The organism is Protaetiibacter intestinalis, assembly GCF_003627075.1.
Lineage (GTDB): Bacteria > Actinomycetota > Actinomycetes > Actinomycetales > Microbacteriaceae > Homoserinibacter > Homoserinibacter intestinalis.
Genome location: NZ_CP032630.1, coordinates 413,513 through 432,712, shown reverse-complemented (window position 1 = coordinate 432,712; position 19,200 = coordinate 413,513). Strand labels below are relative to the sequence as shown.

19 protein-coding genes and 1 tRNA gene are annotated in these 19,200 nt (G+C 72.7%); 15 read left to right on the top strand and 5 right to left on the bottom strand.

Annotation, left to right across the window (positions count from 1 at the left end; all coding sequences use genetic code 11):
• The first annotated feature begins 24 nt into the window (after positions 1–24).
• On the top strand, positions 25–2,829 hold the full coding sequence (gene secA / locus D7I47_RS02120; RefSeq protein ID WP_120761507.1) for a preprotein translocase subunit SecA: 2,805 nt from the start codon (positions 25–27) through the stop codon (positions 2,827–2,829).
• A gap of 105 nt (positions 2,830–2,934) precedes the next feature.
• Here secA and D7I47_RS02115 read toward each other — a convergent pair whose 3' ends face one another.
• Complete coding sequence (locus D7I47_RS02115) at positions 2,935–3,357, bottom strand: Rv3235 family protein (protein WP_227000792.1); 423 nt, start codon at positions 3,355–3,357, stop codon at positions 2,935–2,937.
• A gap of 148 nt (positions 3,358–3,505) precedes the next feature.
• Between D7I47_RS02115 and D7I47_RS02110 the strand changes: the two genes are divergently transcribed.
• Positions 3,506–4,087 carry a hypothetical protein gene (locus D7I47_RS02110; RefSeq protein WP_120761506.1) on the top strand — a complete coding sequence of 194 codons (582 nt, stop codon included), beginning with the start codon at positions 3,506–3,508 and terminating at the stop codon, positions 4,085–4,087.
• 14 nt (positions 4,088–4,101) lie between these two features.
• Here the strand turns inward: D7I47_RS02110 and D7I47_RS02105 are convergent, their stop codons facing one another.
• Entirely contained in the window at positions 4,102–4,380 is a 279-nt protein-coding gene (locus D7I47_RS02105) for a helix-turn-helix domain-containing protein (protein WP_120761505.1), read from the bottom strand.
• Positions 4,381–4,513: 133 nt separating this feature from the next.
• On the opposite strand from D7I47_RS02105, the gene D7I47_RS14970 reads away from it, so the two are divergent.
• From D7I47_RS14970 to D7I47_RS02060, 9 genes are all read left to right on the top strand, one after another.
• On the top strand, positions 4,514–5,149 hold the full coding sequence (locus D7I47_RS14970) for a CpaB family protein (protein WP_227000790.1): 636 nt from the start codon (positions 4,514–4,516) through the stop codon (positions 5,147–5,149).
• 1 nt (position 5,150) lies between these two features.
• The gene (locus tag D7I47_RS02100; RefSeq protein WP_227000789.1) at positions 5,151–6,395 is read left to right on the top strand and encodes an AAA family ATPase; all 1,245 of its coding nucleotides are present in this window, start codon (positions 5,151–5,153) and stop codon (positions 6,393–6,395) included.
• Positions 6,396–6,399: 4 nt separating this feature from the next.
• The gene (locus D7I47_RS02095) at positions 6,400–7,896 is read left to right on the top strand and encodes a sensor histidine kinase (RefSeq protein ID WP_120761503.1); all 1,497 of its coding nucleotides are present in this window, start codon (positions 6,400–6,402) and stop codon (positions 7,894–7,896) included.
• Between the two features lie 344 nt (positions 7,897–8,240).
• The gene (locus tag D7I47_RS02090) at positions 8,241–9,236 is read left to right on the top strand and encodes an AAA family ATPase (RefSeq protein ID WP_120761502.1); all 996 of its coding nucleotides are present in this window, start codon (positions 8,241–8,243) and stop codon (positions 9,234–9,236) included.
• Between the two features lie 16 nt (positions 9,237–9,252).
• Positions 9,253–10,140, top strand: coding sequence for a DUF58 domain-containing protein (locus tag D7I47_RS02085; protein ID WP_120761501.1), 888 nt, complete (start codon positions 9,253–9,255; stop codon positions 10,138–10,140).
• Positions 10,127–10,600 carry an SHOCT domain-containing protein gene (locus D7I47_RS02080; protein ID WP_120761500.1) on the top strand — a complete coding sequence of 158 codons (474 nt, stop codon included), beginning with the start codon at positions 10,127–10,129 and terminating at the stop codon, positions 10,598–10,600. The genes D7I47_RS02085 and D7I47_RS02080 overlap by 14 nt, the downstream gene beginning before the upstream one ends.
• A gap of 11 nt (positions 10,601–10,611) precedes the next feature.
• A complete protein-coding gene (locus D7I47_RS14965) occupies positions 10,612–12,471 on the top strand; it encodes a vWA domain-containing protein (RefSeq protein WP_227000787.1) in 1,860 nt (619 codons plus the stop codon).
• Positions 12,468–13,130 (top strand): hypothetical protein, encoded by a 663-nt coding sequence (locus tag D7I47_RS02065; protein WP_120761499.1) that lies wholly within the window; start codon positions 12,468–12,470, stop codon positions 13,128–13,130. Before D7I47_RS14965 ends, D7I47_RS02065 begins: the two co-directional genes overlap by 4 nt.
• Positions 13,124–14,197, top strand: a complete 1,074-nt coding sequence (locus tag D7I47_RS02060) for a hypothetical protein (protein ID WP_120761498.1) — start codon at positions 13,124–13,126, stop codon at positions 14,195–14,197. Before D7I47_RS02065 ends, D7I47_RS02060 begins: the two co-directional genes overlap by 7 nt.
• 22 nt (positions 14,198–14,219) lie before the next feature.
• Here the strand turns inward: D7I47_RS02060 and D7I47_RS02055 are convergent, their stop codons facing one another.
• Complete coding sequence (locus D7I47_RS02055) at positions 14,220–14,468, bottom strand: WhiB family transcriptional regulator (protein ID WP_120763770.1); 249 nt, start codon at positions 14,466–14,468, stop codon at positions 14,220–14,222.
• Between the two features lie 199 nt (positions 14,469–14,667).
• Here D7I47_RS02055 and D7I47_RS02050 point away from each other — a divergent pair, with 199 nt between their 5' ends.
• Positions 14,668–15,069 (top strand): hypothetical protein, encoded by a 402-nt coding sequence (locus tag D7I47_RS02050; protein WP_157981576.1) that lies wholly within the window; start codon positions 14,668–14,670, stop codon positions 15,067–15,069.
• A 24-nt stretch (positions 15,070–15,093) separates the two neighbouring features.
• Here D7I47_RS02050 and D7I47_RS02045 read toward each other — a convergent pair whose 3' ends face one another.
• Complete coding sequence (locus D7I47_RS02045) at positions 15,094–15,603, bottom strand: peroxiredoxin (RefSeq protein WP_120761496.1); 510 nt, start codon at positions 15,601–15,603, stop codon at positions 15,094–15,096.
• Positions 15,604–15,647: 44 nt separating this feature from the next.
• On the opposite strand from D7I47_RS02045, the gene D7I47_RS02040 reads away from it, so the two are divergent.
• Positions 15,648–15,723, top strand: a tRNA-Lys gene (locus D7I47_RS02040).
• Between the two features lie 30 nt (positions 15,724–15,753).
• On the opposite strand, the gene D7I47_RS02035 is transcribed toward D7I47_RS02040, so the two are convergent.
• A complete protein-coding gene (locus D7I47_RS02035) occupies positions 15,754–16,422 on the bottom strand; it encodes a hypothetical protein (protein WP_120761495.1) in 669 nt (222 codons plus the stop codon).
• Between the two features lie 77 nt (positions 16,423–16,499).
• Between D7I47_RS02035 and D7I47_RS02030 the strand changes: the two genes are divergently transcribed.
• Positions 16,500–17,714 (top strand): alanine racemase, encoded by a 1,215-nt coding sequence (locus D7I47_RS02030; protein WP_120761494.1) that lies wholly within the window; start codon positions 16,500–16,502, stop codon positions 17,712–17,714.
• 68 nt (positions 17,715–17,782) lie between these two features.
• Positions 17,783–19,099: an FAD-binding oxidoreductase gene (locus tag D7I47_RS02025; protein WP_120761493.1), complete on the top strand. Its 1,317-nt coding sequence runs from the start codon at positions 17,783–17,785 to the stop codon at positions 19,097–19,099.
• Positions 19,100–19,200: the final 101 nt, after the last annotated feature.

The window sequence follows — 19,200 nt, the reverse complement described above, 5'->3', positions numbered from 1 at the left end:
GGAAACCCAGACTGGAGGCCATTCGTGGCGAACCTTCTCGAGAACGTCCTTCGCGTGGGCGAGGGCCGCACCCTCCGCAGGCTGAAGGCGTACGCCGACGCCATCAACGAGCTGGAGGACGCCTTCTCCGAGCTCAGCGACGAGGAGCTGCGGAACGAGACCGTCGAGTTCCGGGAGCGTTACGCGAACGGCGAGACCCTCGACGACCTGCTGCCGGAGGCGTTCGCCGCCGTGCGCGAGGCGGGCAAGCGCACCCTCGGCATGCGCCACTTCGACGTGCAGCTCATGGGCGGCGCGGCCCTGCACCTCGGCAACATCGCCGAGATGAAGACCGGTGAGGGCAAGACCCTCGTCGCCACGACCGCCGCCTACCTGAACGCGATCGCCGCCCGCGGCGTGCACGTGATCACCGTCAACGACTACCTCGCGAGCTACCAGTCCGAGCTCATGGGCCGCGTGTTCCGCGCCCTCGGCATGACGACCGGCTGCATCCTCTCCGGCCAGACCCCGGCGGAGCGTCGCGAGCAGTACGCGGCCGACATCACCTACGGCACCAACAACGAGTTCGGCTTCGACTACCTGCGCGACAACATGGCGTGGCAGGCCTCCGACATGGTGCAGCGCGGCCACTTCTTCGCCATCGTCGACGAGGTCGACTCGATCCTCATCGACGAGGCCCGCACCCCGCTCATCATCTCCGGGCCCTCCTCGGGCGAGGCGAACCGCTGGTTCGGCGAGTTCGCCTCCATCGCCAAGCGCCTCGTCGAGGGCGAGGACTACGAGGTCGACGAGAAGAAGCGCACCGTCGGCGTGCTGGAGCCCGGCATCGAGAAGGTCGAGGACTACCTCGGCATCGACAACCTCTACGAGTCGGCCAACACCCCGCTCATCTCCTTCCTCAACAACTCCATCAAGGCGCGCGCCCTGTTCAAGCGCGACAAGGACTACGTCGTCATGAACGGCGAGGTGCTCATCGTCGACGAGCACACCGGCCGCATCCTCGTGGGCCGGCGCTACAACGAGGGCATCCACCAGGCCATCGAGGCGAAGGAGGGGGTGCAGATCAAGGCCGAGAACCAGACGCTCGCGACCGTGACCCTGCAGAACTACTTCCGCCTCTACTCGAAGCTCTCCGGCATGACCGGTACCGCCGAGACCGAGGCGGCCGAGTTCATGTCCACCTACAAGCTCGGCGTGGTGCCCATCCCCACCAACAAGCCGATGGTGCGCAAGGACCAGCCCGACCTCATCTACAAGAACGAGACGGTCAAGTTCGACCAGGTCGTCGAGGACATCGTCGAGCGCCACCGCACCGGCCAGCCGGTGCTCGTCGGCACCACGAGCGTCGAGAAGAGCGAGTACCTCTCGCGCCTGCTCGCCAAGCGCGGCGTCAAGCACGAGGTGCTGAACGCGAAGAACCACGCGCGTGAGGCGTCGATCATCGCCCAGGCGGGCCAGCTCGGCGCCGTGACCGTCGCCACCAACATGGCCGGCCGTGGAACCGACATCATGCTCGGCGGCAACGCCGAGTTCCTCGCCGTCGCCGAGATGAACAACCGCGGCCTCAGCCCCGTCGACACCCCCGACGAGTACGAGGCGGAGTGGGATGCCGTGTTCGCGGCCGTCAAGGAGCGCGTCGAGACGGAGGCCGAGAAGGTGCGCGAGGCGGGCGGCCTGTACGTGCTCGGCACCGAGCGCCACGAGTCGCGTCGCATCGACAACCAGCTGCGCGGACGCTCCGGCCGCCAGGGCGACCCCGGCGAGAGCCGCTTCTACCTCTCGCTGCAGGACGACCTCATGCGCCTGTTCAACACGGGTGCGGCCGAGATGCTCATGCGCGGCGCCCCCGACGACCTGCCGATCGAGTCGAAGGCCGTCTCCCGCGCCATCCGCTCCGCCCAGTCGCAGGTCGAGTCGCGCAACGCCGAGATCCGCAAGAACGTGCTCAAGTACGACGACGTGCTCAACCGTCAGCGCGAGGCGATCTACTCGGACCGCCGCCACATCCTCGAGGGCGACGACCTGCACGACCGCGTGCAGAAGTTCCTCACGGATGTCGTGAGCGACGTGGTCGACGAGCACACCGTCGAGAGCTCGAGCGACGAGTGGGACCTCGAGGCGCTGTGGACCGAGCTGAAGACGCTCTACCCGGTGTCGATCACCGTCGACGAGGTGCTGACCGAGGCGGGTTCGAAGGGCAGCCTCAAGGCGAAGTCGCTCAAGGAGGAGGTGCTCTCGGACGCGCGGATCGCCTACCAGCGCCGCGAGGACCAGCTGGGCACCGCCCCCACCCGCGAGCTCGAGCGGCGCGTCGTGCTGTCGGTCATCGACCGCCGCTGGCGCGACCACCTGTACGAGATGGACTACCTGAAGGACGGCATCGGCCTGCGCGCGATGGCGCAGCGCGACCCGCTCGTCGAGTATCAGCGCGAGGGCTTCGCGCTGTACCAGTCGATGATGGGCGCGATCCGCGAGGAGTCGGTCGGGTTCCTGTTCAACCTCGAGGTCGAGGTGACGGGTGCCGACGGGCAGGCGCGGGTCGCGGCGAAGGGGCTCACCTCCCAGCAGGCGCAGCAGGGCCTCAGCTACTCGGCCCCGAGCGACGACGCCTCCGGCGGCGTCGAGGTGCGCAACCAGCGCGGCCAGGTGGAGCGTGCCGCGACGGCCCGCGCCCAGCAGCTCGCCGCGCGGCAGGCGCCCGCGGCGCCGCAGCAGCCGGCCGCCCAGGGCGGCGAGCGCGGTGCCTTCGGGCAGCGCGTCGACGGCGGCGAGCAGCAGGCCCCCCTCAACCGCGCCCAGCGTCGCGCCCAGGAGCGCAACGGGCGGTAGCGCCACCCCCCGCTGGTTGAGTGCCGCCGAAGGCGGTGTATCGAAACCAGAAAAGGCGCCCCTCGACGGGGCGCCTTTTCTCGGTGAGGCCTCTGCGTCGCGCCCCTACAGCACGTGGATCGCGGTGGCGCGCCAGCGCCGGTCGAGGCCCTCGAGGCGGATGGCGACGGCCCGCGCCCGCGCGCGGGTGCGCACCACGACGACCGCCTCGACGACGCCGTCGCGGGGTTCGCAGAGGGTGAGGGAGCCGATCGTGAAGACGGGGCGACGGGCGGGGCGCCCGGTGGCCTGGCGGGCCTGAGCCGAGTAGACGGCCCGCTTGAGGAGCGACTTGTAGACGTCGTCGTCGACCCAGCGGGCGATCTGTTCGAGCTCGCGCGCACCGGCGAGGATCTCGATGACGCAGCGGGTGAGGTTCTCGAGCAGGGGACGCGGGTCGGGCAGTTCGCGGGTGGCGGCGGGTTGGCGGCCGAAGAGCTCGTCGTCGTCGAGCCGGACGGGGACCGCGGCCGACTCGCTCGCTGCCATCCGCACCCTCCGCCCCGAATGAGTTGTCTCCCCCCGAACGGGGGATGCGGGATCACCTTGGCATATGACGCTTCCTCGTGTCGAGATGCCGCGTCATCCTGTGGATAACCCGCGGGGCGAGGGCCGCCGGATCGGTAGCGTCGCCGTCGTGCGCTGGGATGAGCTGTTCGCCGACATCGAGGGTCAGCTCGAGCAGGAGCTCGACGCGTCGCGTCTCGACCTCGTCGCCGAGGAGGAGCGGCTGCGGCTCGGGCGGCTCGGGCTGCGGGACCGCCTCGTGGCGATGTCGCGCGGCGGCGACGGGGTGCGGGTGACGCTCGACGGCGGCGAGCAGCTCGAGCTGCGCATCGACTCGGCGGGCCGCGACTGGGTGGCGGGGGAGTTCCGCAGCGGCGAGCTGCGCCGGGCGGTCGTCGTGCCGCTCGCGGCGATCGTCGCCGTGCTGCCGGTGGGCGACCAGCTCGAGCGCGGGCTCCGCGCCCCCGCCGCCGAGCCGGCATCCGACCTCGCGGGGCGGCTCGGGCTCGCCTTCGTGCTGCGCGACCTCTGCCGACGCCGCGCCCCGGTCGAGCTCACGAGCACGGACGGCAGCCACCACGGCACGATCGACCGGGTGGGTCGCGACCACCTCGACCTCGCCGAGCACGAGGCGGGCGACCCGCGCCGCGAGCGGCTCGTGCGTCGCATCCGGATCGTGCCGCTCACGGCGATCCGCAGCGTGCGCATCTGAGGCGCGCACCCGCGTCAGTCGATGCGCGGCGCCTCGGCGAACAGCTCGGGCAGGTCGGCGAACTCGGACTGCTGCCAGAGGCTCATCCGGCGCGACTCCTCGTACTTGGCGGCGATGTAGCGCTCGAGCACCTCGCGCTCGATGCGCCAGTGGCCGTGGGCGCCGATCTTGATGGCCGGCAGCTCGCCGCCGCGCACGAGTGCGTACGCCTGCCCCGCCGAGATGTTGAGGATCTCGGCGACGTCGGCGAGGGTGAGGAACCGGCCGAGGCCGGATGCTGGCTCCGGGTTCATGCCCCCGATTATGCGACCGTCCGGGATGCGGCGGGCGGGCGGGGCCGTCGGCCTGTGGATAACCTCGGCGGGCGTTCCACGTCGCGGTGCACGATGGTGCCCGTCGCATCCGCGGCAGCGAGAGGAGCATCCCGTGGGCCGAAGCGCCGACCCGGCACGCCGCCGCCGGGCGTTCGATCCGCGGCTGCTCATCGGCCTCGCGCTCGTGGCGGTGTCGGTGGCGGGGGTCGTGGGCATCGTGACGGCCGTCGACGACCGCACCACCGTCTATGCCGCCGCCTCGAGCCTCAGCCCCGGCGACCGCATCGATCGCGGCGACCTCGTCGAGCGGGCGGTGTCGCTCGACGGCGCCGACGAGCTGTACCTCACGACGGACGAGCTGCCCGCGGGCGGCCTCGTGGTGGTGCGGCCGGTGCGCGACGGCGAGCTGCTGCCGAAGACCGCGGTGGGCGACGCGGCGGGGCTGCGCTCGACCTCGCTCGTGCTCGAGCTCGCGGCGCCGGTGAGCTCCACGGTGCGTCCGGGGTCGACGGTCGACGTGTGGGCCTCGCCCGCCGACGAGGAGGGTCGCGGCTTCGGCGCCCCCGCCGTGCTCGTGCCGGATGCCGTCGTGGTGCGCGTCGTCGAGGAGGCGGGGCTCGTCTCGAGCGGCACGGGTGGCGCCGTCGAGGTGCTCGTGCCCCGCAGCCGGGTGGCCCGCATCCTGCAGGCGCAGGCCGACGGCGACGTGCTCGCCGTGGTGCCCGCCGGTCTGCCGCTCGGGGGCTGAGGTGAAGGTCGCGCTCGCCCTGCCGCTCGACGACGAGCGGCGGCTCACGGCATCCGCCGGCTTCCACGGCCATGAGGTGGTCGCGGTGTGCTCGGGCGGCGACGAGCTCGCGGTGCGGATCGCGCAGGTGCCGGTCGAGCTCGCGGTGGTCGCGGCGACGCCCGAGCATCTGACCCCGCGGCTCGTCGAGTCGGCCGACCTGCTGGGGGTGCGGATGCTCGTGGTCGCCGACGACGCGACGGCCCGCCGCCACGCGGAGCGGACCGGCATCATCGACGCCGTCGACGGTCCGGCCGACTGGGCGCTGCTCGGCGGCGGCGCGCCGGCGGTCGCGGCCGCGCCCGCGGCTCCCGATGACGCCGCCCTGCCCCCCGTCCCGATCTCCACCGCCCGGCGACCCGGGGTCGTGCTCGCGGTGTGGGGACCGCACGGAGCCCCCGGCCGTACGAGCATCGCGATCGGGCTCGCGGCGGAGTTCGCGGCAGCCGGCCTCCGCGTCGTGCTCGCCGACGCCGACACCCACGCCGCCGCCGTCGCGCCCGCGCTCGGGCTGCTCGACGAGGCACCCGGCTTCGCCGCCGCCTGCCGACTCGCGGGCATCGGCGGGCTCGACGAGACCCAGTTCGAACGCCTCGCGCAACCGCACCGGGCCTCCCGGCACCCGTTCCGCGTGCTCACCGGCATCGGCCGTCCCTCGCGCTGGCCGGAGCTCGGCGAGGAGCGGGTGGCGGGCGTGCTCGCGGCCGCCCGCGCCTGCTGCGACGTGCTCGTCGTCGACCTCGGTGCGAGCCTCGAACGCGACGAAGAGCTCGCCGCCGACGTCGTGACCGCCCGCCGCAACGCCGCCGCCCTCGAGGTGCTGCGGCACGCCGACCGCGTCGTCGCGGTCGCGGCGGGCGACCCGGTGGGCATCGCCCGCTTCCTGCGGTCTCACGCCGAGCTCGGCGAGCTCGTCGAGCCCGACCGCATCGAGATCGTCGTCAACAAGGTGCGCGCGAGCGCGATCGGTCTGAACCCGGGCGGTCAACTACGGCAGACCCTCGCCCGCTTCGGCGGCATCGAGGACGCCGTGCTCGTGCCGTGGGATCCGGCCGCCTTCGACGCGGCCGTGCTGAGCGGCCGGGCCATCGCGGATGCCGCCCCGCGCTCCGCGGCGCGCGCCGGCATCCGCGAACTCGCCACGCGGCTCGTGCCGACGCCCGCGGCGGCGGGCGTGCGGGGGCGGCGCGGACGACGGCTAGCCTAGGAGCGTGTCCACGCTCTCGGAGCTCATGCTCGCCCAGGGCCGCTCCACGGAGGCCGACGTCGAGTGGCTGCATCTGCTCGTCGCCGACGGCCAGCTGCTCGCCGACCTCGCCTTCGCCGACATCGTGCTGTGGGTGCCGAGCTCCTCGGGCAGCTTCGTGGCGGTCGCCCACTCGCGCCCGTCGTCGGCGGCGACCCTGTTCTACCGCGACTTCGTGGGCCAGGAGATCAAGCCCGAGTGGCGTGCCCAGGTGACGCAGGCCTTCGAGGAGGTGCGCATCGTCGACACCTCGGCCCCCGACTGGTACGAGGAGACGCCCACCCGGGTGCGCGCGGTGCCGGTGCTGCGGCGCCTGTCGCCGAGCGGCGCCGCCACCACGACGATGCCGATCGCGGTGCTCACCCGGCACTCGAACCTCTCCGAGGCGCGCACCCCGAGCCGCCAGGAGCTCACCTTCAACCAGTGCGCCGACGACCTGTTCGGCATGATCGCGAACGGCGACTTCCCCGACCTCGGCGCGCCGACCCTGCCGCGGCGCGGCGCCCCGCGCGCATCCGACGGTCTCATCCGCCTCGACGTCGACGGCATCGTCACCTTCGCGAGCCCCAACGCGCTCTCGGCGTTCAACCGGATGGGCTTCGGTTCGGAGCTCGAGGGCGAGTCGCTCGCCGAGGTGGCGACGGGGCTGCTGAGCGGCAAGCTCACGGTCGACGAGTCGCTGCCGCTCGTGGTGACCGGTCGCGCGCCGTGGCGCACCGACATCGAGGCGCGCGGGGTGACCGTGACGCTCCGTGCCATCCCGCTGCGGCATCAGGGCGAGCGGGTGGGCGCCATCGTGCTCATCCGCGACGTGACCGAGGTGCGCCACCAGGAGCAGGAGCTCATCACCAAGGACGCGACGATCCGCGAGATCCACCACCGGGTGAAGAACAACCTGCAGACGGTCGCCTCGCTGCTGCGCATCCAGAGCCGGCGCACGCACAACGACGTCGCGCGCGACGCGCTGACCCAGGCGATGCGGCGCGTGACCGCGATCGCGGTCGTGCACGACACCCTCTCGGAGGGGCTCAGCCAGAACGTCGACTTCGACGACGTCTTCGACCGGGTGCTGCTGCTCGTGGCGGAGGTCGCCTCCAGCCACAACACGACCGTGCGTCCCACCAAGACGGGCGAGTTCGGCACGCTGCCGTCCGAGTACGCGACGCCGCTCGCGCTCGCGCTCACCGAGCTCGTCACCAACGCCGTCGAGCACGGGCTCGCCGACCGCGACGGCGAGGTCGTCATCTCGGCCAAGCGCCGCAACGACCAGCTCTCGGTGCGGGTGCGCGACAACGGCGTGGGGCTGCCCGAGGGCAAGGTGGGCTCGGGCCTCGGCACGCAGATCGTGCGCACCCTCATCCAGGGCGAACTCGGCGGCACGATCGACTGGCACACGCTCGAGGGCGAGGGGACCGAGGTGACCATCCAGGTCCCCCTTCTCTACCTCACGCACCGCGCCTAGTGCTGTTCTGTCAAACGCTGTAGCGGTTGGCCAGGCGCGGCAGTGATGTCTGGTGCCGAGCGCGAAAGAGTGACGCGCGAACGCTCAGCCCATTCCGGCATCCGCATCCGCATCCGTCTGCGCTTTCCTCCGACGGTGGTGGCATCCGCGGCCGATGCCCGTGTCGCGCTATACGTTTCGACCGTCGGCGACAGAAACACCCGCAGCGTCTGGCCAACCGCTACAGCGTTTGACAATCACGCGGAGGCTGGACGGGGTCGAGACGGATACGACGGGGTGAGGCGGTTAGGGTGGATGCCCGGGCGCCGGTGCGCGTCTCGTCACGACGCGGAAGGACCCTGCCCATGGGAGATGCGCATCCGAGCCACGCGGAGCTGGAGCGCGCGGGCGACATCGTCGGCCGCATCACGGATGCCTACTCGGCGCGCATCGTGGGGCAGGAGCGGCTGCGCACGAGCCTGCTCGTCGCGCTCATCGCGGGCGGGCACGTGCTGCTCGAGAGCGTGCCGGGCCTCGCGAAGACGACCGCGGCGAGCACCCTCGCCGACACGGTCGACGCGAGCTTCAAGCGCATCCAGTGCACCCCCGACCTGCTGCCGAGCGACATCACCGGCACCCAGATCTACGACGCGCAGACGGGCACCTTCCGTACGGTGCTCGGCCCCGTGCACGCCAACTTCGTGCTGCTGGACGAGATCAACCGTTCGAGCGCGAAGGCGCAGAGCGCCATGCTCGAGGCGATGCAGGAGCGGCAGACCACGATCGGCGGCGTCGTGCACGAGCTGCCCGACCCGTTCCTCGTGATCGCCACCCAGAACCCGATCGAGCAGGAGGGCACCTACGAGCTGCCCGAGGCGCAGATGGACCGCTTCCTGCTCAAGGAGATCGTGCAGTACCCGAGCCCCGAGGAGGAGCTGCAGGTGCTCGACCGCCTCGACTCCGGGGTGCTCGCGCCCGGGCAGCACGCCTCGCGCGTGGCGACCCTCGACGAGGTGCGCACGCTGCAGCAGGTGGCGGCCGGCATCCACGTCTCGCCCGCGGTGCGCAACTACATCGTCGGCCTCGCCTACGTCACCCGGAACCCGGCCGCCTACATCGGCGAGGACCGCGCCCGCCTCATCAAGTACGGCGCGAGCCCGCGCGCCTCGATCGCGTTCCTGCGCGCCTCGCGCGCCCTCGCGCTGCTGCTGGGCCGCGACCACGTCATCCCCGACGACGTGCAGAGCCTGCGCCACGTCGTGCTGCGGCACCGCGTGCTGCTCAGCTACGAGGCGGAGGCGGAGGGCGTGCGCAGCGAGGAGATCATCGACGCCGTGTTCGGCGCGGTGCCGACCCCCTGAGCTCCGCGGACACCCGATGGCCAGCCTCCTCGAGCCGGTGAAGAGCAAGCTCTTCATCTCGTCGACCCTCAAGTCGGCGCACCCGCTCGACGGCGGGTACGCCTCGCTCGTGCGGGGCCGCAGCCTCGACTTCGACGACCTGCGCCCCTACGAGCACGGCGACGAGGTGCGCGACATCGACTGGAAGGCGACCGCCCGGATGGGCGAGCCGATGGTGAAGCGCTCGCACGCCGAACGGCGGCACACGGTGCTGTTCGCCGTGGACACCGGCGCGGCGATGCGCGCCCGCGCCCGCGACGAGGGCGGCAAGACGGAGCTCGCGGTGCTCGCCGTGGGCGCGCTCGCGACCCTCGCGGTGCGGCACGACGACGACGTCTCCCTCATGCACCTCGCGAACGGCCGTGGCCGGCGGCTCGCCCCGCGGCGCTCGGAGGGCGGCATCGAGCAACTGCTACGCGCCATGGTCGCCGCGATCGAGGCCGAGCCCGCCGCGAGCACCCGCGACGAGCTGCTGCGGGCCGTCGCGCAGGGGGTCGCCCGGCGCATGATCCTCGTCGTCGTGACGGATGAGGCACCCGTCTCCGCGCGCGCCGAGCGCGAGCTGCGGCGGCTGCGCGCCCAGCACGACGTGGTGTGGCTGACGCTGCGCGACGCCGACCCGGTGCTCGCGAGCCGTCCGCGGGTCGGTCGGCGCGACGCCGCGAGCGGCTGGGCGGTGCCCGAGTTCCTGCACGGCTCGGCGGAGGTCGTGGCCGAGCTCACCGAGCAGCGCGCCGCCGACGACGCGGCCCGCCGCGCGGTGCTCGACCGGCTCGGCATCAGCCACGTCGAGCTCGACGGCCGCGACACGGCGGTGACCGCCCTGCTGCGGATGCTGCACGGGAGGGCGCATGCCCACCGATGACCCGCTCTACCCGCCCGTCCAGTACGGGGGCGGATGGCTGCTGCTCGTGTTCGCGATCCTGCTCGCGCTCGTCGTGGCCGGGTTCCTCGTCGCACGGCTGACCCGTCCGCGGCGGCTGCCGCCGCATCCGCAGGGCGAGCAGCCCACCGTGATCGCGCAGCTGCGCGGCGAGTACCTGACCGCGATCGACGAGGTGGGGGCGCGGTTCGCCGCGGGAGAGATCGACGCGCGGCGCGCGCACGGCGAGCTCAGCCGCCTCATGCGCGGCTTCGTCAACGAGTACAGCGGCCTCGAGGCGCCCGTGCTGACGCTCCACGACCTCGTCGAGGCGGGGGTGCATCCCTCGCTCGTCGACGCCCTCAGCCGCTTCTCGTACCCGAGCCTGTTCCGGCGCCAGCCGCCGGTCGACCCGGCGCTCGGGCTCGAGGCGGCCCGGCAGGTGGTGCGGTCGTGGCGCTAGATCAGGCATGGATGCTCGGGCTGGTCGCGGCGTTCGCCGTCGCGGCCGTCGTGCTGGGCGTCGTGCTCGGCTGGCGCGCCCGCCGCGCCTCCTGGGGGTTCCAGATCGCGCGGGCCGAGCGGGTGCGTGCCCTGCCGAGCGTGCGGCGGGTCGTCGCACGGCGCCTCGTGGTGCTCGCGGGGGTGCTGGCCCTCACGGCCGTGGCGCTCGGGGCGGCCGCCGTCGTCGCCGCGCGGCCGATGCGGGAGAGCGTCGTCGAGCCCGAGTCGCACAGCCGCGACATCATGCTCTGCCTCGACGTCTCGGGCTCCATGAGCGACGTCGACGTGGAGGTGCTCGAGCTGTTCGCCGAGCTCGCCGACGACTTCCAGGGCGAGCGGGTGGGGCTCACGATCTTCAACAGCTCGCCCGTGCGCATCTTCCCCCTCACCGACGACTACGCCTTCGTGCGCGACAACCTGGAGCGGGTGCGCACGAGCTTCGACTACGTGGACGAGGTGCCCGAGCACTGGGTGGGCACCCTCAACGGCAACGGCGGCTCGCTCGTCGGCGACGGTCTCGCCGCCTGCGCGCTCGGCTTCGACCACCCGGACGACGACCGCGCGCGCTCGATCATCCTGGCGACCGACAACGAGGTCAACGGCGCCGAGACGATCACGGTCGACAAGGCCGCGGGCTATGCCGGCTCGCTCGGCGTGCGGGTGTTCGCGATCGACCCGGCCGACGAGCAGACCGCGGAGGCGGCCGCGCTGCGCGAGGCCGTCGAGGGCACCGGTGGCACCTCGTTCGCGCTGCGCGGGGCGACGACGGTCGACCAGATCGTCGCCCAGGTGCAGGCGGAGGACGCGACCCTGCTGAAGGGCGAGCCCCGCATCGTGCGCGTCGACGACCCCGGCCCCTGGCCCGTGATCGTGGCGGTCACCGCGCTCGCGCTCGTGATCGTGCTGTGGGCGGTGCGCGATCGCGGTCGTCGCGAGCGGATGCTGTGGGTCGGCCGCATCGCGCTCGTGCTGGCCTGCGGGGTGCTGCTGCTGCGCCCGACGGTGCCGGGCGGCTCCTCGCCGACCCTCGCGAGCGAGCTCGACGTCGTGCTCGTCGTCGACGCGACCGCGAGCATCGTCGCCGAGGACTGGGACGGCGATCTGCCGCGTCTCGACGGGGTGCGCGGCGACGTCGAGGAGCTCGTGCGGCGTTATCCGGGGGCCCGGTTCGCGCTCATCACCTTCGGCGCGGAGGCCGAGGTGCGCGTGCCGCTCACGAGCGATACGACGGCCCTCACCTCCTCGCTCTCGGTGCTGCGGCCCGAGCCCACCGCGCAGTCGCGCGGCAGCTCGGTGGGTGTCGCCGCGGACACGCTGCGCGAGACGCTCGAGAGCGCGGAGGCGGTGTCGCCCGACCGGGCCCGGATGGTGTTCTACCTGGGCGACGGCGAGCAGACCGCGTTCTCGCCCCGCGAGAGCTTCGCCGACAGCGCGGACCTCGTCTCGGGCGGAGCGGTGCTCGGCTACGGCACCGCCGAGGGCGGTCCGATGCGCTCCACCTCGGCGGGCGTCGACGGGCCGGGCGACTACATCGAGTACCAGGGTGAGCGCGCGCTGTCGAAGATCGACCCGGCGACCCTCCAGGAGATCGCCGACGAACTCGGCGTGGACTACCAGGAGCGCTCGGCGGGCAGCGCGCTCGAGGTGCCCGAACCGCCGACGGATGTCGTGGCCGAGGACGGCGAGATCGAGAACGTCATCGAGCTCAGCTGGCTCGTCGCGTTCGTGATCGCGGCGCTGCTGCTCGTGGAGCTCGCCCGCGGCGTGCAGCTCGCGACCCGGACCGGCCGCGTGCACACGCGGGCGCCCCGAGGGGAGGCGGCCCGATGACCGACCCCCTGCTGCGCGCCAACCGGCGCCGCCGCCTCGCCCGGCGCATCGCGCTCATCGCATCCGCGCCGCTCGTGATCGTCGCGCTGCTCGTGTGCGGCAAGCTGCTCAGCATGTACGCCTTCGCGAACCAGGCGATCTCGAGCTACGCGGCGGGCGACTACCCGGGCACCGTGTCCGCCGCGCGCGGGCAGGAACCGTTCAACTACTTCGAGCCCTACAAGGCCCCCTTCAACCGCGGTGTCGGGCTCGCGGATGCCGGCGAGCTCGACGCGGCCCGGCTCGCCTTCGAGGAGGCGCTCGCGCTCGCGACCGGCATGGAGGAGTGCCCCGTGCGCGTGAACCTCTCGATCGTGTGGGAACGGATCGGCGATGCGGCCGAGCAGCGGGGGGATGCGGTCACCGCGACGCAGGCCTGGCAGGAGGCGCTCATCGTGGTGCAGGAGGCCCCCGCCGACTGCCAGTCGGAGGAGCTGAGCGATCAGCGCGAGGACCTGAGCGACAAGCTGCGCGGTCGCGACGACGAGGAGGAGCCGGCGCCGACCCCCGACCAGGACCAGCTCGACGAGCTCCAGGACCAGCTCGACCAGGGCGCCGAGGACCGCGACGACCAGAACGAGGGCGGCGACGGGGACGAGTGGACGGACCGGCCATGGTGACCTCGTCGCGGGACCGCGAGAACTACCTCGGCGCAGACGCGGGCGCGCCGCCGCCCCCGCCGCCCGGCGGGTACCGCGCGGCCAAGCGCGTGCAGGCGAGCGCGGCGCCGGTCGCGGCGCCCCCCGTGCCGCGCGTCCGGCCGAGCCGGCTCAGCATCGCGGCGCTCGCATCCGCCATCGTCTTCGCGCTCGTACTGCTCATCATGTGGGCGGCGGGGGCGACGGATGCCATCTACGGCATGTTCGTGCTCGCGCTGCAGTTGGCGGTGCTCATCGTGGTGGTCGCCTCGCTCGTCGACACGCGCGGTCGCGCGCTCGGCTCGGCGGCGCTCGCGCTCGCGCTGCTCGTCAACGTGGGCACGATCGGGGCGGCGAGCGCCGTCACCCGACCGCCGTCGGTGACGCTCACGAGCCCCGAGGACGACTACTGGGCCGGCTACCCGGGCATCAAGGGCCAGTACACCGACGAGATCCTCGCGCGCACCTCGCTCGAGCAGGCGCAGGCGACCGCCGAGGAGGTGCTGGCCGACATCCGCGAGCGGCTGAGCGAGGAGTACGGCTTCACCTGGGTCGCGGGGCGCGGCCCGTCGACGCGCGCGGAGCGCAACGGCTTCGGCGGCGAGTCGATGCTCGTGGAGTGGACCTCGGAGCGCTGGGGCACCGCGGAGCCGATCTCCGACATCTCCCTCAAGCTCGACGCGATGGCCACCATCGGCGAGGTGCTCGAGCAGCACGGCTTCGCGCCGCTCTACTCGTTCAACGACCCGGCATCCGGTTTCGACCCGGGCATGCTGGAGCGGCTGTACGGCAGCGACGACATCCGCACGCAGCCCGAGTGGGAGTGGTACAGCGAGGACTACCCGGGGCCGATGCGGTTCTACGCCAACATCACCGACCTGACGCTCGACGACGACGGCAGCTTCCGCGCCGCGCGCGAGGCGCAGGTCGCAGGCAGCGACGAGCCGATCGAGGGTCTGCGGATCGGGTTCCTCGTGCCGGAGGTGCTGAGCGAGGCGGACCGTGACGAGTTCGTCACGCGGATGGCGGACTACCCGGACGGCGGGTAGGGCGCCCGGCCGGTGGGTGAGTTCAGCTGGCGCGGCGCGCGCGGGCGGCGCGGCGCTTCAGGGCGCGGCGCTCGTCCTCGGAGAGGCCACCCCACACGCCCGAGTCCTGGTTGGTCTCGAGGGCGTACTGCAGGCACTGCTCGGAGACGGTGCAGCGACCGCAGACGGTCTTCGCCTTCTCGATCTGGTCGACGGCCGGACCGGTGTTCCCGACGGGGAAGAACAGTTCGGGGTCGACGGTGAGGCAGGCGGCCTTGTCGCGCCAGTCCATCTTGCGGTGCTCCATTCGTGTTGCTGTTGACGCTGAACGGAACCGGGTTAGCGGATTCCGCGCACGGCTGAAGAGGGTCCGAATGTGTGGGGGGTGTGTCGATCCGGACGCACTCACCGCGTTGTGAGCGTCACATCAACCGTCAACACTGTTTCATACTTGTTACGCCTTATCAATAGTCTGCGAATGGGATATCCCTGTGAGAAACCCGGCCCGTCCGCCCCTGTTCTGGGCCTTGTCGGCACTTCTCGTGCTCGAGTTGGCGGCCGTCTCGGTGGTCGCCGCCGTGCTGCTGTTCGACCTCGTGACACTCGAGCCGGACTCCCTCGCGACCGCCCTTGCGCTCACCGTGCTCGTCGTCATCGCGGTCGCCTGGATGGCGGCGACGATCGTCGGGCTGCTGCGCGGGCAGGCCTGGGTGCGCGCGTCGGCGATCGTCTGGCAGGTGTTGCAGTTCGCGATCGGACTGGGTGCCCTGCAGGGCAGCTTCGCTCAGCCGGCGTGGGGTTGGCCGATCGTCGCGGTCTCGGTCGTCACCTTCGCGATCCTCTTCGCGCCCTCCGTCGTCAAGGCCACGCAGAGCCGCGCCGCGCGCGACTGAGGCGCGTGCCGCATCCGCCCCGCGTCAGGCGGTGAGGCCGAGGCGCTTGCGCAGCATGGCGACGTGGCCGGTGGCCTTGATGTTGTAGAAGGCGCGCTCGATGACGCCCGCCTCGTCGATCACGAAGGTGGCCCGGATGACGCCCTGCACGGTGCGGCCGTAGAGCTGCTTCTCGCCGAAGGTGCCGTAGAGCCCGTGCACGTGGCGGTCGGGGTCGGCGAGCAGCGGGAACGGCAGGTGCTCCTCGCGCGCCATCTTCGCGATCGCGGGCACCTCATCCCGGGACACCCCGACCACCTGGTAGCCCTCGGCCGTGAAGGCGTCGAGCCGGTCGCGGAAGTCGCACGCCTGGCCCGTGCAGGCGGGCGTTCCGGCCTCGCCGTAGAAGTAGAGGATGACCTTGCCGCCGCGCAGCTGCGAGAGGGTGAACGGTTCGCCGTGCTGGTCGACGAGGGTGAAGTCGGGGGCCGGCGCGCCCTCCTCGAGCCGGATCGGGGCGGCGGAGGGGGCGAGGTTCGACGCGGATGAAGTCATGCTCCGGTCATGCTATCGTTGTCCTTCGGCCCCTCGTGGGCTGCGCACCTCTAGCTCAATTGGCAGAGCAACTGACTCTTAATCAGTGGGTTCCGGGTTCAAGTCCCGGGGGGTGTACCACCGAAGCCCCGCCTCGCGAGAGACGGGGCTTCAGTCGTTCCGGGCGCAGTCCTCGAGGCTGCCCTGCTGGAACCACACGAGCTGCCAGCGCGGCATGGTGACCGTCGCATCCGCACCCCAGCCCGAGGTCACCCGGACGGTGGGGATGCTCATCCCGACCGCGGAGCATCTGCTCATGGCGGCGTCCCCGGCGTAGCGGATGCCGACCTCGACGACGGAGGTCGAGCCGGGCGGCAGGAGGAGGGATCCGTCGGGCAGCGTGAAGTCGCGTGCTCCCTCGACGTCGTCGCCCCCGTCCACACCCGGGTTCAGCAGCGTCGCGCTCAGCCCGTACACGTTGTCCGTGGCGAACCCCGCGAGCGAGACCTTCGCGAGCTGCAGTTCGGCCCAGCCGTCGTTGGCGACGACGAAGCGCAGCACGCAGTCCATCCCCTCGTCGAGCACGACGACCGGCCGCGTGATGGCGGTCTCCGGGTCGAGCCGTGCGCCGACCTCGGTGCCGTCGCACCGCACGGGGTCGGTGTCGTACCCGATGGTCACGCCGTCCGTCGCGGATGCCGCGGCGACCCGCCAGCCGACGAGCGAGAGGGCGAGCACGACGACGAGCACCACGGCGAGCCACACGATCCGACGGGAGCGCGTCGGGGCGGCGGGGGAGTCCTCGGCGGTGCGCGCCGGCGCTTCGGGGGCGAGCGTCATGCGGTGAGTATCGCAGCGGGTGACGTCCGCGTCGAGGGGCCGGTGACGTGAGACGCAGCGGCTGCGACGATGGGTGCATGAGCGATCTCGACCTCGACCCCGTGCTGGGGGTCGGTCACAAGTCGGTGCCGCCGGCGCTGTGGGGCAGGAGGGCGTCGGAGGTCGCGGCCGAGCGGCGTCCGGTGGACGAGTTCGCGACGCCGCTGCTCGTGTTCGACCGCGCCGCATCCGACGCCAACGTCGCGACGCTCACCGCGTGGGCGGCCGAGCGCGGCCTCGGGCTCGCGCCGCACGGCAAGACGACGATGGCGCCGGAGCTCTGGCGGCGGCTGCTCGACGCCGGATGCTGGGGTGTCACCGTCGCGACGCCGTGGCAGGCGCAGGTGGCGCGCGCGGCGGGCGTCGATCGCATCCTGCTCGCCAACGAGGTGGTCGACCCGGTCGGCGCCACGTGGCTCGCGGCCGAGCTCGACGCGCATCCGGATGCCGAGCTCGTCTGCTGGGTCGACTCGCCCGAGTCGGTGGCCGCGCTCGCCGCGACCGCGGGGGAGCGGCCGATCGACGTGCTCGTGGAGCTCGGCGACACGGGCGGGCGCACGGGTGCGCGCGGCGTGGGGGCCGCGCTCGCGGTGGCGGATGCGGTGGCCGCCGAGCCGCGACTGCGGCTGCGCGGCGCGACCGGCTACGAGGGCAGCTACGGCGCCGACCGCTCGCCCGCGACGACCGACCGGGTGCGGGGGTACCTCGCCGCGCTCGCGGGGTTCGCCGGCGCACTGCTGGACGCGCACGACATCCCGGAGCCGATCGTCACGGCGGGCGGTTCGACGTGGTTCGACCTCGTCGCCGAGGAGCTCGGGTCGCTCGGCGGTCGGGCGCACGTGATCCTGCGGTCGGGCGCGTTCCAGGCGCACGACGACGTGTTCTACACGCGGACCGCGGCGCTGCCGTTCGAGCCCGCGCTCACCGTGTTCGCCCGCGTCGTCTCACGGCCGGAGCCGGGGCTTGCGCTGCTCGACGCCGGCAAGCGCGACGTGCCGAGCGACCTCGACCTGCCGGTCGTGCTTCAGACCGCATCCGGACGCCCGGTGCCCGGGGCGCGCGTCACGGCGCTCAACGACCAGCACGCGCGCGTCGAGCTGCCCGCGGGTGCCGAGCTCGCGGTGGGCGAGGTCGTGCTGCTCGGCGTCTCGCATCCCTGCACGGCCTTCGACCGCTGGCGCCTCATCCCCGAGGTCGAGCACGCCCGCGAGCCCGACCCGCGCGTCGTCGGCTTCCTCCCCACCGTGTTCTGACGTTCACCGCCCGGGCGCGATGTCGCCGCCGGTGTGTAGCGTGTCCACATCCCCGGGAGGACCATCACATGACCGAGCTCACGACACTGCGCGACGCCACCGACGCCGAGGTGCTGCTGCCCGGCGACGACGCCTACGAAGCGTTGCGCCCCGCCTACTTTGGCGTCGGCGACCCCGCCGCCATCGTGCGGCCGGCGACGCCTGAGCAGGTGGCGGATGCGCTGCGCCTCGCGCGCGAGCACGGCCTGACCGTCTCGGTGCGGTCGGGCGGCCACGCGGCGCAGGCGTTCCCCAACCCGGGTGGTCTCGTGATCGACCTCGCCGCCTTCGACTCGATCGAGCTGCTGTCCGACGGCACGGTGCGTGTCGGCACGGCCGCCACCTGGGGCGAGGTCGCCGAGGCACTCGCCCCGCACGGGCTCGTCATCACCTCGGGCGACACCCGCGACGTGGGGGTCGGCGGTCTTGCCCTCGGCGGCGGCATGGGGTGGCTCGTGCGCGCCGTGGGGCTCACGATCGACGTCCTCGAGTCGGTCGAGCTCGTGACGGTCGACGGGCGGCAGCTCACGGCATCCGCCGAGCGCGAGCCGGAGCTGTTCTGGGCGCTGCGCGGGGGAGGCGGCAACTTCGGCGTTGCCACCCACTTCACCTTCCGGCCGACGGCGCTGCCCGCGGTCGTCGGTGGACGCATCCTGTTCGCCCTCGACGACTTGCCGGGCCTGCTCGCCGGCTGGCGCGACGTCATGCGGCAGGCCCCCGACGAGTTGAGCGCCACCTTCCTCGCGCTGCCCGCGATGGGGCCGGATGCCGCCCCCACCGCCCAGCTGGTCGTCTGCTACGCGGGCGAGGACGAGGCCACCGGTCTCGCCGCGATCGCGCCGCTGCTCGCGCTGCCGGGGGTCACGGGCTCCGACATCGCGCGGCGCCCCTACCTCGACCTCGTCGACGAGGCGATGACCCCACCGCCCGTGCTCATGGTCGGCGGTCACGGTTTCGCCGACCTCGACGACGAGGTGATCGCCGACTACGCGGCGGCGGTCGGCGGCTTCCCCGCACCCACCGTCGCCTCCATCCGCTACCTGGGCGGAGCGTTCGCGCGGGTGTCCTCCGATGCCACCGCGTTCGCGGTGCGCGACCGCGAGGCGATGCTGTTCCGCGTGGTGTTCCTGCCGCCGGATGCCGCGCCCGAACTCGTCGCGGCCGCCGAGGCGAGCTGGGCGGCGGTGCGCGCGCGCATCACCAGCACCTACGGCAACTTCGCCGAGTCGGGCGACCCGGAGCTGCTGCCGCTGCTCTACCCGCCGGCCACCCTCGAGCGTCTCCGCGCGGTCAAGCACGCCTTCGACCCCGACAACCTGCTGGCCCGCAACCACAACATCCGCTGAGCCCCAGCGCGTCCGCCGGTATCGCAACTCAGGAGGAACGGCCGCACACGCTGCTCGCGGCGCGCCACGCGCGTTCGTTCCTGAGTTGCGAACCTGGCCGG

What these genes read in the sequence shown, in the direction of transcription:
- D7I47_RS02105 (WP_120761505.1), bottom strand. Translation starts at nt 4,380, where the DNA reads ATGAACCCGGAGCCAGCATCCGGCCTCGGCCGGTTCCTCACCCTCGCC.
- D7I47_RS02045 (WP_120761496.1), bottom strand. Translation starts at nt 15,603, where the DNA reads ATGACTTCATCCGCGTCGAACCTCGCCCCCTCCGCCGCCCCGATCCGG.
- D7I47_RS02035 (WP_120761495.1), bottom strand. Translation starts at nt 16,422, where the DNA reads ATGACGCTCGCCCCCGAAGCGCCGGCGCGCACCGCCGAGGACTCCCCC.
- D7I47_RS02085 (WP_120761501.1), top strand. Translation starts at nt 9,253, where the DNA reads ATGGCCAGCCTCCTCGAGCCGGTGAAGAGCAAGCTCTTCATCTCGTCG.
- D7I47_RS02055 (WP_120763770.1), bottom strand. Translation starts at nt 14,468, where the DNA reads ATGGACTGGCGCGACAAGGCCGCCTGCCTCACCGTCGACCCCGAACTG.
- D7I47_RS02115 (WP_227000792.1), bottom strand. Translation starts at nt 3,357, where the DNA reads ATGGCAGCGAGCGAGTCGGCCGCGGTCCCCGTCCGGCTCGACGACGAC.
- D7I47_RS02090 (WP_120761502.1), top strand. Translation starts at nt 8,241, where the DNA reads ATGGGAGATGCGCATCCGAGCCACGCGGAGCTGGAGCGCGCGGGCGAC.
- D7I47_RS02030 (WP_120761494.1), top strand. Translation starts at nt 16,500, where the DNA reads ATGAGCGATCTCGACCTCGACCCCGTGCTGGGGGTCGGTCACAAGTCG.
- D7I47_RS14965 (WP_227000787.1), top strand. Translation starts at nt 10,612, where the DNA reads ATGCTCGGGCTGGTCGCGGCGTTCGCCGTCGCGGCCGTCGTGCTGGGC.
- D7I47_RS02065 (WP_120761499.1), top strand. Translation starts at nt 12,468, where the DNA reads ATGACCGACCCCCTGCTGCGCGCCAACCGGCGCCGCCGCCTCGCCCGG.
- D7I47_RS02060 (WP_120761498.1), top strand. Translation starts at nt 13,124, where the DNA reads ATGGTGACCTCGTCGCGGGACCGCGAGAACTACCTCGGCGCAGACGCG.
- D7I47_RS02080 (WP_120761500.1), top strand. Translation starts at nt 10,127, where the DNA reads ATGCCCACCGATGACCCGCTCTACCCGCCCGTCCAGTACGGGGGCGGA.
- D7I47_RS02025 (WP_120761493.1), top strand. Translation starts at nt 17,783, where the DNA reads ATGACCGAGCTCACGACACTGCGCGACGCCACCGACGCCGAGGTGCTG.